The following is a 14,910-nucleotide window of genomic DNA, read 5'->3' on the forward strand; positions in this document are numbered from 1 at the left end:
ATGTAATCTGATCACTGTATAGTTAGCCGAACATGTACGGAGTTGGGTCACAACGTAATAAGCAGTCACCAAATCAGTGCATTTATAGCACTGTGGAATGTACGCATATATATAAATAAGCGCAGTTTATGTTGTGGCCCGGAAAATGCCTTTATAAAGAGAGTCTAGCAGGCCGGAATCCTGTTTCGCCGGCGTCCAGGAGGAGTTACTGATCATGGGAATCTTTCAATTTAGCGGTTCGAAGACTGAACCGGAGCTAAGCTCTGGCATGTCGCCACTTATTCGGCCGCAATATTCAAAAATTCTCGCTCTATTTCGCGCAATAGATAGCATAGCTATCCATTTTTGCTTGCTGGGAACGTTAGCGCTTTTTGACGTGGCCTGGAATGAATCTTATTCCTGGCTGAGCATCATGTTCGTTATTACGTTCGGCTTTTGTGCGGAAATTAGCCAGATTTATTATCTTATGCGCGGACTGACCACCGGCAAGCTTGCCTGGTACGTCGTTAGATCCTGGATGTTCGCATTGGTGCTGATCTCGCCTTTCGCCATCCTGGGCCTGCTGCCGAATATTAATTTGGAAGCGCTGGCGTATTGGGCGATCGCGGTACCGACAGGCCTGGTAAGTCTGCACTTGTTGCGGCGCGTAGCGCTGTTCAGCATCCGCAGACGCAACGTCAGCTCCAAACGGGTAGGCATCGTCGGCGCCACAACTCTGGGCGTCAGACTTTACGACTCCTTGAGCAACATGCCCTGGCTCGGCTATAAGATCGCCGGCTTTTACGACGACCGCATAGATATGACGGATTTGACCCGTCGCGTCACTATTGAGGAAAAAGCCCTGTGCGGCGGCTTCGACAAGCTCTATGAGGATGTCCATAGCGGCAAGGTGGACACGATTTACATCACTCTGCCCATGTGCGCGGAGCGTAGAATCAAAGACATGATGGACAGACTCGCGGACACTACCGTCACCGCTTACGTCATCCCTGATTTCTTCAGCTTTAACCTGCTGTACTCGCGGCTGACCACCATTCGCGGCATTCCCGCTATCAGCGTTTACGACTCTCCGCTGGTGGATCACGGCTTCGCCAAGCGTATGACGGATATTGCTATGGGTCTGTTTTTTATACTGGTGACGGCCATTCCAATGCTGATTATCGCTGCGGCGGTGAAGCTGACTTCGCCAGGCCCAGTGCTCTTCAAGCAAACTCGTTACGGTATTGGCGGCGGCCCGATCAAGGTTTGGAAATTCCGTTCAATGACAGTCTGTCAGGACGGCGACAATATTCAACAGGCCACCAAGAATGACTCCAGGTTGACCAAAATCGGCGGCTTCTTACGTCGCACTTCCCTGGACGAATTGCCGCAGTTTTTCAATGTTCTTGGCGGCAGCATGTCTATTGTCGGCCCTCGCCCTCATGCCGTTGCGCACAATGAGTATTATCGCCAACATATTAAAGGCTATATGCTGCGCCACAAGGTCAAACCCGGCATTACCGGTCTGGCCCAGGTCAACGGCTTCCGCGGCGAAACAGCGGAAATGAAAGATATGTCCGGCCGCATTTGGTATGACTTGGAGTACATTCGCCACTGGTCTCTGGGCATGGACTTCAAGATTATATTCATGACCGTCTTTAAAGGTTTCGTGGGCAAAAAAGCTTACTAAGACCGCTACGAATTCAGGCCTTTCCCACTACACGGGAAAGGCCGCCCTCTCCCCCCCAACGTTATTTTCATTCCTGCAAAAGCTTTGTAATTTCAACAAATAAGCATCAAGAAACACAACGCAAAACTGGTGGTCCAATGATGGATTGGAAGGACAGGCATTACCCGCCAGCTTAAGCTCACGCACCTCAATCTCCGCGCCAGCCCAGTCATATCTCAACATCCCCATTCAAGCCTGCCGGCCCTTAGCAACGTTTCTCTTACTTCTTAATCCTTCTCTACCCCAACAACACTGCCGCCTCCTGCGGAACAAACAAAACTATAACTACAGCTAAGACATAGTTTACGACGCTGGCTTTCAGGCCCTGTCGACGATAACGGGACAAACAATAAAAGAAGCGCCTTCCTCTATATAAGTCTCATAAGGCGTATATGGATTGATATATGACGAAGCAGCAAAGAGCGGAGCTCCTCGCAACTCCACCCCATGCATAAACGCTAACGATAGGATGCTAAGCGCAAGTATTCGACAAGGCTTTAATCTCACGCACAAAAAAGCCCGCATATAAGCGGGCTTCGCGTGATTCAGATTACTGGAGCAACTACACTCCGGTTGGCTCAACCCGACGTTTGGTTTTCGCCGCTGTCACACTCGTTTCCTTAAGCGGATATGTGTTGTAGGAAGAATAATGAATGTACTCATGCTGATTCTTACGCTTCGCTACATCAATCTGATTCAATACCGCGCCGACAAGGTTGGCGTTAACTTCACGCAAGCGCTTGATGCCTTTCTGAATGAGTGGCGCCGGCGTATCTTCAGACCTGATGATATAAACCACCGCGTCAGAATAAGAAGACAATACCAACGAGTCGCTCACCGCCTGAGTAGGCCCAGAGTCGATGATAATGCGATCATAACGCTTCTTGAGAACAGCCAGAACCAAATGGAAACGGTTACTGGAAATCATCTCCAACGGATTAGTGGGCTGCGTCCCCGCCGTCAAGACACTTGCCTTGGTGCCATTGAGGCGGTGCAGACAGTGCTCCACTTCCGCAGTTCCAGCCACCAGGTCAGACAGCCCAGGCGTGTCTGGCGACAAACCAATCGACTTGGCCAGCATAGAACGGCGCATATCGCCATCTATCAACAGTACTTTTTCGGTCTGCCCCAGAGCTTCCGCCAGATTCAACGCCACGGTAGTCTTACCCTCGCCCGGAACCGTAGACGTCACCAGAATCACCTTATACGGCTGATCCACACGGGATAGAATCAAGCTCGTGCGCAAGCTGCGAATGGATTCCGCAAAGTGACTATGCATGGAGGACAGGAAGCCCTCAAACGCCGCCTTCGACTTCTTACTTTTCACCAATGGCAGCAGCCCCAATACCGGCAGACGGAACTTCTCTTCGATATCAGCAGTACTGCGAATAGTGTTATCCAGAGCGTCACGAATGAAAGCGCGCACAATACCCAAACCAAAACCGGCCATGATCAGCATAAGGAAGATCATTTTCTTGTTGGGCTTGTAAGGTGAGCCAGGCGGAATGGCGGAATCGATGATGCGCGCATGCGCCGCCTGCAAGCCTGTCGCCTCGTGAGTTTCCTTAGCGCGCGACATGAACAGATCGTATAGCTTGCGGTTGGTCTCCACCTCTCTTTCCAGTTCACGCAACTGGAACTCCTTCCGGTTTACGCCCTGCAAACTGTTCTTAGCCTGATCAAGCTGTCTGGCGATAGAGCGCTCGTTTTCCACCGAAATCTTATAGGCGGACTCAATGCCCCGCGCAGCACGCTGTAACTGAGTTTCCAACTCTGATTTGATGGACTTTAGCTCCGCCATCGCGGAAATCATTTTCGGGTGCTTCTCGCCGTAACGCTTACTCAGCTCATCTACTTTACGCTGAGCATCGTCCTGCCTTTCCTTCAGAGAACGCACCAACGGGTTCTCCAGAATCGCCGGCAACTCCAACAGATATTCAGGAGGCGGCGTTTCGCCAAAAATAGTCATCTGCTGATACACGTTGGCGGCTTCCATACGCACCCGACGCGCTTCAACATTACGTTCGGTCAGTTTGGACAGCTCTTCCGCGTTCAGGGTTTTAACCCCTCTTACGTCCACCAGTTTCTCCGCCTCACGGAACTCCTGCAAACGCTTCTCCGACTCACGCAGCTTCTCACGCAACCCTTCCAAACTCTCGCCCAGCCACATGGTCGCCTTCTCCGTCAGCGCCATTTTCGCCGCCAGATGACTTTCAATAAACTGCGTCGCCGTAGCATTGGAGATCAACGCCGCCACCTTGGGATCTCTGGCGTCAAACCGAACTTTCACCAACTGAGTATTGCGCACAGGATCAATCGTTAACCGCGACATAAATATGCCGACAACGGCTTCAAACTTGGCCTTTTCAGACAGCGGTTTCTTATTGATGCGCAGGAAGTCGAGCGTCTCTGGTTCAAATGGCCACACAGACTCAATCTGCTCCAGCGGCACCCACTCTTTCCAGTTGAAAGCCTTTTGGCGGAACGGATCAAACTCCGGCATATTGACCAACTCCAGCCGCTTCACCACTTCTTCGGCCAGACTGCGGGAACGCAGAATCTCGTATTGGGTTTGCAGGTATTCCTGGTTATTGCTGTTCAGGCCATATACATCCTGAATGTTAATAACTTTAGGCTGGTTGTTTTCGATCAGTACAGTGGTGGTCGCCTGATACATCGGCTTGATGTACTTGAGCGCCACATAGCCGGCGCCGCCCGCCAGCAAGACCAGAAACACGATGCCCCACTTGTATTCAAGAATAGCGTTCCAATAACGTCGAAGATCGATGATCTCTTTGTCGCCGGGCGTGTCCGCCAGATGTCGCGGCGGCGTTGATCTTAAGTTATCCATTTAAAAGAAACTCTCTTCCACAATAATAATGTCCCCTGGATGCACGCGCGTGCTCTGGTCCGCAGGACGCTGGGTTTGATTCGGATCGTTTTCGGTAATGATAAAAATCTTGTTCTTGTTTGCGCGGTTGGTGAAACCGCCGGCCAATGACGCAGCCTTACGCACGGTCAGCCCGGGCTGATAGGAAAACCCGCCCGGATTCTTTACTTCGCCGTTAATAAAAAACTTCCTGTACTCCAATATGGTGACGCTGACCTTGGGATCGACCAAATACCCGTCCCTCAAACCATTTGCGATAAGCTCCTGCAATCGACTCACCGTCAAACCAAGCACCTTAATCTCGCCCAAAAAGGGATAAGAGACCGTACCTGCATCGCTGAGCCGCGCCTCCAGCGTCAAATCGCTTTCGCCATACACTTGAACACGCACATAATCTCCTGAGCCAAGCGTATACTCAGACAACCCCTCTTCCGCAAAACTCCGTTGCGCCGGAATCAATATTGAAGCCAGCAGCATCAAAGCGGATAGAAACACACCGCTGACCATGGCTACCCAATGCTTCCTGTAATGATTCATCCAAACACCACACCTGTATAAATTTCGACACGAACAAGATACTTTATCCGCATTTAACTTTAAAACCCTGCATTAACATATATGGTCGCCAGATTGCGTGTATGCGAATAGCTGTCCAATGTTGAATCTCTGTCTTTAAAGTTCCATGACGCGCCGACGTTCAACCATTCCCTGAATGCGTAATCCAACGCCAGCGTCGCTTCGGAGGTATCGTCCTTACGGGACTCTGGGTCATTTTCGTACACATCGCGGGTCCAGTTGTATGCGACCTTGCTCGTAATCCGATCGTTCCAGTTGTGGGTCCAGGATGCGCCAACGCGCTTCTCGTCAATAAAGTCGCCTCTTCCATATGACTCTTCAGCGCTACGCTCTAGAGTGAAACGCAGCTTTGAATACGGCTTCAACGCCCAATCGACAATGGTCTCCCAACTGGCGCCGGAAAAGTCTTCGCGACTTTCATCTTCAAAACGCTTTTCCGCGCGGCCGACTTTAAACGTGGCCTTGGTGATATCTGTAGCGGCCCAGGAAACCCCGGCTAAAAACTTGTAGTAATCGCTGTCTTTGCTGCCGCCCGCGCCATCTGCAGGAGACGGGTCATTCATGTAATCCGTGTGTGTCCGCGACACATCCAGCACCAGACCGGTCTTGTTCCCCACCCGCCAGAAAAAGCCAGCTCCGGTTTCGAGAGTGCGGCGATCACGCAGACGGGTTTCGTCCCGCTGATTGGTGTATTCAGTCTGTGCGCCAGCCAGCTTCAGCGTCAGGCGGCCATCAGAGGTCTTGGAGCCGAAAGTATAGGTCAACGCAGCGGCGGAGCGATCATACTCAATCAGGTCTTCCAGTGGCGCCACGTCAGGGCCCTGCTTAATACCGGTGCCCCGATCTTCATGCCCTGCTTCAAAACGACCCAGCAACTCCAGCGTGTTGCGATGGTTCAGGGTCCAGAACGCCTTGCCGTTGACGAAATGGTCGATGTAGTCGTCGGTGTGGGCGCTGGCGTAACTGCCAGAACTCATTTTATAACCGAGATAGTAGCTATCATCGCCTTTCAGCGCCTCCAGCGTTACGCCGGTGGAGACGATAGTGACGAAGGACTCTTTCTTGTCGTCCTTCTGCAGATAGATGTTATCGTTATACTTTTCTTCCACCTTCACCTGTGGGTAAACATTGACTGGCCCGGCGGAGAAAGAAAACGGCTCCGCAGCCGCCCACGCCGAAGAGCCGCTCAGTGCGGCGATGCAGGCAGCCAAAATACGAAGCTCGCCGCGACGATCGCGGACGGATTTTTTTATATGCTTGTTAAAGTTAAAAAGAAGTTTAGATTTGGTACTACCGCCAACTGTCATTCTTCATAGTCCTTTAGCATTACTTGAGATTGTTAGCACTTAAGAAAAACATGATAATTCGTTTCGTCTTGATCATCAGATGACTAAGCAGGAAGCATGCCTGCGGCAAAAAAACGCCGCGCGCATTAAAACATGTCCACTCTTAAGTTCATTATGAAAAATTTTATAAGGTTCCACTTCTGTGAGTGGGTCGCATTATATCGTTTAATACGGATGAAACCTTATAAAATTCAGCAAGAATGTACTCCTATACGTATAAAATGCCGGAAACACACACATATATTTCCTTTGTACTAGCCAAAAAGTTCTATAAATAACATGGCATTACTTCTGGTATTGTAATAGGGGTCTGTATTCGTCCGTGAAGCAGCTTTTAACACAATAATGTTTCGGAAAGACAATTTCATTTCATGAAAGGAATTTAATGTATCTTCGCGTATTACAGCTTGGTTACGGCGGCTACAGGCCCCGCGCCGCCCCAAAGAGGAGCGGTCGCGACAGAATGTATTCTCTGGGGCTCCATTTTGATGCAAAAAGAGTTTACATCTCAAATTCTTTAAGCAATTTTATGGCGGCCTCAACCTGATACAACCCCGACCCTACTATTCCGGGGTGCGATTAATGAACAATTTCATGCTGTAAGTAAAACCTGTAATAAATCTGGCGTATTTTTTGTAAGTCTTCATTTAAGCGGAATGTCGAATATTATTTGCGCGCCGCCGAATACAAAAAACAGCCAATTGCTGAATTAATCTTCAAGGAGAAGAGAATTGAAAGTAACAGTATTTGGAATCGGTTATGTAGGCCTTGTTCAGGCGGCCGTGCTTGCCGATGTCGGACACGATGTAATGTGCGTCGATGTCGACGAGGCGAAAGTTGAGAACCTGAAGAAGGGGATCATTCCAATTTACGAACCCGGTCTGACGCCTATCGTAGAGGCTAACTTTGAAGCGGGCCGGCTAAAATTTACGACAGACGCCAAGTTGGGCGTCGAGCATGCTGAAATTCAGTTCATCGCTGTCGGCACGCCGCCGGATGAAGATGGCTCCGCGGACCTCAAATATGTTCTGGGCGTCGCCGCCACCATCGCCAGCTACATGACCTCGCCAAAGCTGGTGATCAACAAAAGCACCGTTCCAGTCGGCACCGCGGACAAAGTAAGCGCCGCTATTGCTGCGAAATTGAGCGAGCGTGGCGAAAACATTGACTTCGACGTCGCCTCCAACCCTGAGTTCCTGAAGGAAGGCGCGGCGGTCACCGACTGCATGAAGCCCGACCGCATCGTTGTAGGCTCTGAGAATCCAGGGTCCGTCGAAAAGCTGCGCGAACTCTATGCGCCCTTCAACCGTAACCATGATCGTATGATTGTTATGGACGTACGCTCGGCTGAACTGACAAAATACGCCGCCAACTGCATGCTGGCGACGAAAATCAGCTTCATGAATGAAATCGCCAATCTGGCGGAAAAGCTCGGTGCGGATATAGAGAACGTACGTAAAGGCATCGGATCTGACCCACGTATCGGTTACCACTTTATCTATCCAGGCTGCGGCTACGGCGGCTCCTGCTTCCCTAAAGACGTGCAAGCCATGGTTCGCGCCGCAGACAGCATCGATTTCGACGCGCAGTTGTTGAAGGCGGTGGAGTCGGTCAACTACCGTCAGAAAGAAACGTTGTTCAAAAAAGTCAGCGCCTATTTTGATCATAAGCTGGAAGGCAAAACCATCGCGTTATGGGGACTGTCTTTCAAGCCCAACACCGACGACATGCGCGAAGCCTCCAGCCGCGTGCTGATGGAAGCACTGTGGCGCGCTGGCGCGAAAGTCCGCGCATATGACCCGGAAGCCATGGAAGAAACCCAGCGTATTTACGGCGCCCGCGACGATCTGTCTCTGGTGGGCACCAAAGAGTCCGCGCTGCAAGGCGCCGACGCGCTGGTGATCTGCACCGAATGGAAGTCTTTCCGAGCGGCGGACTTTGCAATGATCAAACAAACATTGCAGAGCCCGGTCATTTTCGACGGTAGAAACTTATACGATCCTGAAACCGTGAAAAAGTACGGACTGGATTACTACGGCATCGGCCGCGGTCTCAGCATCGCTCGCTAGTCGTATACGCCCACGCCGCCTGTAACGGCGACGTGGGCGCGGTTCGCCTCAGGGCGGCGACACCGGCTTGTTACTAACTCAAACACCAGATATTGATCTCAAAGTTTTAAGGGACTGTCAGAATGCTTAACGAAGCCACAACCACCAACGTCGGCGGAATCAGGACCAGTTGTCTCGACCGCAAACAACTCGCGTTGCTGGTGGGGGAAATCTGCCAAAACTACACTCCAGACCAGTCGGCGTTTTTGATTTTCTCCTCGAATGGGCAAGCGATTTCATTGGCGGGCTCCGACCCCGCTTACCTTGAACTGATGAACAATGTCGATCTGGTGCATGCGGATGGACAAAGCGTCGTAACCTTATCCCGTTGGTTCTCTGAGCGCCCTATCGCAGAACGTTCGGCCACTACGGACATGATTCACGACATCCCGGTTCACTACGCCCCTACTCTCAAGCACTTCTTTTTGGGCGGCCTCAAGGACGTTGTGGAACAGGCGGCGAAAATCTACAGCGACACCTACGCCAACGCAGAAATCGTAGGCGTACGCGACGGTTATTTTTCAGCAGCGGACGAATTGAACATCGTGGAGGAAATCAACCAGTCCGGCGCAGACGTGCTTTGGGTTGGTCTGGGCAAACCCAAAGAGCAAGAGTTCTGTATTCGCCACAAAGACAGATTGAAAGTACCGGTGGTGATCAGCTGCGGCGGTTGCTACAACTTTTTAACCGGACACTATAAAAGAGCGCCGGAATGGGTGCAGAACAACGGTCTGGAGTGGGTGCACCGCATGGTCCTCAATCCACGCAAACTGTTCTGGCGTTACTTGATTACCAATCCTCATACGATTTATTTAGCGTATAAAAACCGCTATCGCGGCGACAGAGATACGGAAAGCAAGAAAGTGCTGTTTCTGCTGAAGACGTTCTCCAAAGGTGGTGGCGTGGAACGCGTATCCGCAAATCTGGCCACCAGTTTAAAAGCCCAGGGATACGACCCCGAGTTTTATGTGTTCTTTTCCAAAGAAGAAGACATCAGTCAATTACGCCAGGATTGGCCCGTCACCTTGGTGGAGCCAAGTCGCAAGAGCCCGCTTAAACTTATCGGCGAATTTTTGAGATTTCGCCGTCATGTGAAGAATAATCGTATTGGCGTGGTTATCTCATCAAAAGAGACCGCCAACCTGATCAGTCTGATTGCGCTCATGTTTTTGCCGCGAGTCATGAAGCTGTTCACCCGCCATTGCGCCTTTGACGTTTCAGACCAAAAGCTGGCGCCGCGCAGCATCAAAGCACTGTATTGCATGTACGCGCTGACCCGCAGTCGCATCGTTACTGTCTCAGAAGACCTTGCGCACCAAATCAAGGCGTTCCTGCCCTATAACCGCAACAAGGTCGTAGCGCGGGCCAACCCGATTATTGATGAGCGTATATTTACCTTGGCGGAAGAGTCCGCACCGATACAGGGCGACTATCTCTGCGCAGTGGGCAGATTGTGTGAACAGAAAGGCTTCGATTTGCTTCTGGACGCTTACAAACAAGCGCTGACTATACAGCCTGCATTACCCAGGTTGGTTATTGTGGGCGAAGGCGATGACCGCGCAGCCCTGGAAAAACAGGCGGCGGTTCTCGGACTGACCGACAAAGTGATTTTCTACGGTTTCACTCCCAATCCATACGCGATCATCAAGCACGCCAAACTGTTTGTCATGTCGTCTCGCCATGAAGGCCTGCCTACCGCATTGGTGGAAGCTATCGCCTTGGGCGTGCCAGTGGTTTCCAGCGACTGTGAAACCGGCCCCCGAGAATTGCTGGACAATGGTCGATACGGCGGTCTGGCGCCCAACCAGAACCCGACTGCATTGGCGCAAGCCATCGTTGATAACTTAACGACGCCCATAGCGCCCGAAGCGGAAGCGGTGAGCAAATACCGTTACGCTGACGCCGCCGACGCTTACATCAAGCTGTTCGGAGAGCGGATGGCATGAAAACCCAAAGCGTAGCCATCGTCCTGCATGACCTGCGGGGCGGCGGCGCCGAAAAAATGATGGTGCGTCTCGCCAATGCGTTGGCGGAACAGAATACAGCGGTGAGCATGGTCCTGCTGACAGAGGGCGGTGTAAACAAAGCGGAGCTATCCTCAGCCGTAAAGCTGGTGGAGCTTGGCTCCCCGCGCACCTTGAGTTCCGTACCCAGACTGGCGGCTTATTTGCGTGAAGCGCGACCAGATAGAATTCTATCCGCGCTGACCCATGTGAACGTGGCCGCCGCCCTGGCCTGCGCCATGACCGGCATGCTGCGTCGTCTGGTGGTGAGCGAGCGCAACACCTACTCCCTGGACAAGAAGGTCAACACTGGCGCGGTGATGAAATTCACCTACTGGCTGGCCCCTAAAATTTATCGTCGCCTGCCAAACCCGATCATTGCGGTATCCGGCGGCGTCGCACGAGATCTGATTGAGACAGAGTCGCTGCGTCCCAAAGACATTGTCGTGGCGCCCAATCCGGTATTAACCGCCAAAGTTCTTACCATGATGGACGAGCCCGCCAGCCACCCGTGGTTACAAGATCCCGCCATGCGCGTCGTCGTCGCAGTGGGTAGGCTCAGCCATCAAAAAGGGTTCGACACGCTCATACGCGCCTTTGCGCAAGTCGCAGATATCGCCAACCTGAAACTGGTCATCTTTGGCGAAGGCGAGCTACATGAAGAGTTGAGCGCGCTCGTCGGCCAACTGCAACTGACGGAAAAAGTCGATCTGCCCGGTTACGCCGCCAATCCTTTAGCGGAAATGAAAGCGGCGGACCTGTTCGTGCTGTCTTCGAGGTTTGAAGGAAGCCCCAACGTCCTGGTGGAAGCCATGGCCACAGGCGTTCCCGTATTGGCGACCAACTGCCCCTCCGGACCGGATGAAATTCTGGACCAGGGTCGTTTGGCCCCGCTGGTGCCGGTTGACGACGTCAACGCCATGGCGCAAGCGTTGCGCAAGTGCATGGAGCACCCCAGCGACAACGCTGAATTGAAAAACCGGGCCGATCGCTATCGCGACGCCCTATCCGCTCAAGCCTACAGTGCGGTATTAAACGGTTCTGTCACTGTCTGGGGGCGTTGAATTCGGATGTCATCGGTTAACTGCGAAAACGGGCGTATCTTGTGACGATTACGCGCAATCAGTTAAGAGATTTTTTTCTCGGCTTGGTCATGTTCTATTACTCGGGCTTTATGTCGTTCCTGACCGGATTAGTGTCCGGAGGCGGCAGAAGCGGCCACGGCGGCGCGGAAATGATCGCGGAGTCCGCCAGCGGCAACATGGTGCGCCAGTTAGTGGGGCTCAGCATACTGGGCATAGGCGGTTATTTCGTGCTGCATCTGCGTGACCGCTCCCTGGGCACCTTTGTGTCGCGCCATATTTACTGGCTGATATTGCTCGGTTATATCGTGCTGTCCATTCTATGGTCGGTCGAGCCCAGCGTGTCGGTGCGGCGCATCATCAGTCTTATGATCGTCTTTGTCGCAGCGCTGGCGCTGTTGCAAGAATACACGCCGGAATACCTGCTCAGCCTCATTGCGAGAATTCTGGGGTGCGCCGCCATCGCCGGGTTGATATACGCCGTGATATCTCCCCAGAACGGCTTTATTCAGGGCGGTCTGCGGGAAGGCGCGCTGCTGGGCATCTTTGGTGACAAAAACGCAGGCGCCCGCTGTTACGTGTATGCGCTCATGACGTTCTATGGCTTGCGTATGTATGAAAGCCGGCAGGATAGAGTCCTCATCGGCGGCCTGGTGGTGGCGATTATTCTGAGTAATTCCGCCACCGCGCTGGCCATGGTGTTTGGCGGCATGGGCCTGACCACTATCTTCAACGGCAGCCGGGTGATCGGCAACTCTCAAAAGACTTTCAATCGCCTCATCGTGGTGACGGTGGGTCTGTTGATCGGCGCCGTACTGGCAAACTATTTCTATGAACTGATTCTGCTGTCCCTGGGACGCGACCCGTCGCTGACCAACCGCACCATCATCTGGGAGCTATTGGGGCCAAGTCTGGATGATCGCCCTACTTTCGGCTACGGATACGGCGCATTCTGGGCCAGCGTCTATGTCGAGTCGTTCGTCAAAGTCTGGGGCTTCATCGGCAACGCCCACAGCGGTTACGTGGAAACGCGCCTCAACGGCGGTTACGTCGGACTGATCATTTTGATCGCCACCTTCATGATGTCTTTCTGGCGCATCGCCCGCGCCTTCACCTTCCACCCTGAGTCATCCGTATTCGCATTAATGGCGAGCATGCTGCTGATTCAGGCGGCGGTCAACTATATCGGTTTCATCATCCCGAACCACGTGAGCTTCGACATGTTCATGTTCTCGATCATTGTGATCGTGGCGGGCAAGTACGGGCTTTCGCGAGAACTCTCGCCCACTCCGCTGTACGAAGTGCAGCCGGACCCAGCGGAGGCGCGCGCATGAGTCGCGTCATCCATAGCTGCGCAGGCTTGCGCAGTCGCGTTTTTGATTTGACGCCAGAATGGAGTTAGTCATGGTCTCACATGAATTCAAATGCATTTTTATCCATATCCCCAAATGCGCCGGCACCAGCATTGAAAGCGCTTTGGGACACCTTGACGGATACCAGGGACGCAATGGCCAGGATCACAGATCAATCAGGCTGATGGCGAAACCGCGACTTAGTCTGCGTACGCTGATATCCAAAGCGCGCCTGCTGGATATGGCGCGCAGCGTAAGACATCAGCGCCGCAGCGACATGAACCCGAAGAACAAAATCACCGTTTCCGACGAGCAGTACAAAAACTACTTCAAGTTTACGTTCGTTCGAAATCCTTGGGCGCGTGCGTACTCCATGTACAAAAACGTGATTCGCGACGAAGCCCACAAACGCACTTTCGGCATCGAAGGCGACATGTCTTTCAAAGACTTCATGCACGCTTTCGCCGGCAAAGGCATGCTGCGCCCTCAAACCTATTGGCTCAAGGACGAAAACGGCGACATCTCCCTCGACTACGTCGGCCGCTTTGAAAACCTGGAGGCGGATTTCAAAGAGGTCTGCCAGCGCATGGGCGCTCAACACATTGAACTGCCCCATAAAATCAAGGGCGACGGCGAAGATTATCGGCAGTATTACGACGAGGAAACCAGGCAGCTGGTAAGTCGGATATACAAGGACGAGATCGAGTACTTTGGCTACACGTTTTAAGAGCCGACGGCAGCAATCAGGAATACTATCGTGACAACAGCAAACTCCGACATGACCGCAGAAGCGCCACTGATCTCCGTCATCATGCCCGTCTACAACCGGGAAAAAACGGTTGCTCAGGCGATAGAGAGCGTGCTGACGCAAACCTTCGCCGACTTTGAGTTAATTGTGGTCGACGACGGCTCTACGGACCGCTCAGCGGAAGTCGTCAACGGCTTTTCGCAGGATACGCGCGTGCGTTACCACCTGCAGGAAAACTCCGGGCGCCCTTCCCTTGCTCGCAACAGCGGCCTGAAACTGGCGCGGGGGCAATGGGTGGCGTTTCTCGACTCCGATGATCGCTGGACGCCCACCAAATTGGAGCGTCAGATCGCACTGCTGGAACAGTGCGCAGCCCAGGGCGTCAGTCTGGATCTGGTGATCAGCGACTACGAGGTCATGGAGAACGAAGTCGTGAAACATTCGTCTTTCTTCAAAGCCTATAGCGTTAACCAGCGTCTCGCGGGAGCTGTCGAGCAAACCTTTCCAGACGGCTGGACTTATCGTCAGCGCCCCTTCCTGCAAGCTTTGTACGGTCTGGGCTTCGCCGCCACGCAAGCGGTGCTGGTGCGCAGATCGCTACTGGAGCGAGTCGGCGGCTTCGACAGTGAACTGGTGTTCGCTGAAGACAATGACCTGTGGATGACCATCTCTGAGCAAGGCCGGGTTGGCTGCTCCAAAGGCATCGCCTATACCTACGTGCATCACGGCGACAACATCACCAGCGTTAAATCTGACCGATTCTATACCGACACCATCAACGTGTTGTTTAAACATCTGGCCACCGCCAGAAAGTTAGGGGTGCCAATGGAGCCCCTGAAAGAAAGATACGCCAACTACTACTTATCTCTGTGCCGCAACAGATTGCGGGAGCAACGCTGGAAGGAAGCCGCTTCGGCCTTTTACAGCGGCCTGCCCGGGCTGACCAGTAAACGCAACTGGAAAATGACTGCGCGTATCGGAATCACTGCATTGCAGAGCCTAACGACGAAACGCGCGCGACGTTCGGCGCAGCTGAGTTGAGCGTAGACATGACGCATCGAAGCCAACAAAAGCAAATCAGCGTAGAGAAACCTGGT

At 52.7% G+C, this 14,910-nt stretch carries 10 protein-coding genes; 7 read left to right on the forward strand and 3 right to left on the reverse strand.

Annotation, left to right across the window (positions count from 1 at the left end):
- Nucleotides 1-214 precede the first annotated feature (214 nt).
- Entirely contained in the window at nt 215-1,669 is a 1,455-nt protein-coding gene (locus tag KP814_RS12815) for an undecaprenyl-phosphate glucose phosphotransferase (RefSeq protein ID WP_253938341.1), read from the forward strand.
- 601 nt (nt 1,670-2,270) lie between these two features.
- Here the strand turns inward: KP814_RS12815 and KP814_RS12820 are convergent.
- The 3 genes from KP814_RS12820 to KP814_RS12830 are packed head-to-tail and all read right to left on the reverse strand — an operon-like array spanning nt 2,271 to nt 6,385.
- Nucleotides 2,271-4,559 carry a polysaccharide biosynthesis tyrosine autokinase gene (locus KP814_RS12820; protein ID WP_216737140.1) on the reverse strand — a complete coding sequence of 763 codons (2,289 nt, stop codon included), beginning with the start codon at nt 4,557-4,559 and terminating at the stop codon, nt 2,271-2,273.
- A complete protein-coding gene (locus tag KP814_RS12825) occupies nt 4,560-5,135 on the reverse strand; it encodes a polysaccharide biosynthesis/export family protein (RefSeq protein ID WP_216737141.1) in 576 nt (191 codons plus the stop codon).
- Between the two features lie 59 nt (nt 5,136-5,194).
- Nucleotides 5,195-6,385: an outer membrane beta-barrel protein gene (locus KP814_RS12830; RefSeq protein ID WP_216737142.1), complete on the reverse strand. Its 1,191-nt coding sequence runs from the start codon at nt 6,383-6,385 to the stop codon at nt 5,195-5,197.
- Nucleotides 6,386-7,251: 866 nt separating this feature from the next.
- Here KP814_RS12830 and KP814_RS12835 point away from each other — a divergent pair.
- The 6 genes from KP814_RS12835 to KP814_RS12860 all read left to right on the forward strand — a co-directional run bounded on the left by KP814_RS12835 (nt 7,252) and on the right by KP814_RS12860 (nt 14,854).
- On the forward strand, nt 7,252-8,589 hold the full coding sequence (locus KP814_RS12835; protein ID WP_216737143.1) for a UDP-glucose/GDP-mannose dehydrogenase family protein: 1,338 nt from the start codon (nt 7,252-7,254) through the stop codon (nt 8,587-8,589).
- A 122-nt stretch (nt 8,590-8,711) separates the two neighbouring features.
- Nucleotides 8,712-10,574 carry a WecB/TagA/CpsF family glycosyltransferase gene (locus KP814_RS12840; RefSeq protein ID WP_216737144.1) on the forward strand — a complete coding sequence of 621 codons (1,863 nt, stop codon included), beginning with the start codon at nt 8,712-8,714 and terminating at the stop codon, nt 10,572-10,574.
- Nucleotides 10,571-11,695, forward strand: a complete 1,125-nt coding sequence (locus KP814_RS12845; protein ID WP_216737145.1) for a glycosyltransferase — start codon at nt 10,571-10,573, stop codon at nt 11,693-11,695. Before KP814_RS12840 ends, KP814_RS12845 begins: the two co-directional genes overlap by 4 nt.
- Nucleotides 11,696-11,736: 41 nt before the next feature.
- The gene (locus KP814_RS33410; protein WP_216737146.1) at nt 11,737-13,047 is read left to right on the forward strand and encodes an O-antigen ligase; all 1,311 of its coding nucleotides are present in this window, start codon (nt 11,737-11,739) and stop codon (nt 13,045-13,047) included.
- Between the two features lie 70 nt (nt 13,048-13,117).
- Nucleotides 13,118-13,792: a sulfotransferase family protein gene (locus KP814_RS12855; RefSeq protein WP_216737147.1), complete on the forward strand. Its 675-nt coding sequence runs from the start codon at nt 13,118-13,120 to the stop codon at nt 13,790-13,792.
- Nucleotides 13,793-13,822: 30 nt separating this feature from the next.
- A complete protein-coding gene (locus KP814_RS12860) occupies nt 13,823-14,854 on the forward strand; it encodes a glycosyltransferase family A protein (protein WP_216737148.1) in 1,032 nt (343 codons plus the stop codon).
- The last annotated feature ends 56 nt before the right edge of the window (nt 14,855-14,910 follow it).

This window comes from Hahella sp. HN01, assembly GCF_018986435.1.
In the GTDB taxonomy this organism is placed as follows: Bacteria; Pseudomonadota; Gammaproteobacteria; order Pseudomonadales; family Oleiphilaceae; genus Hahella.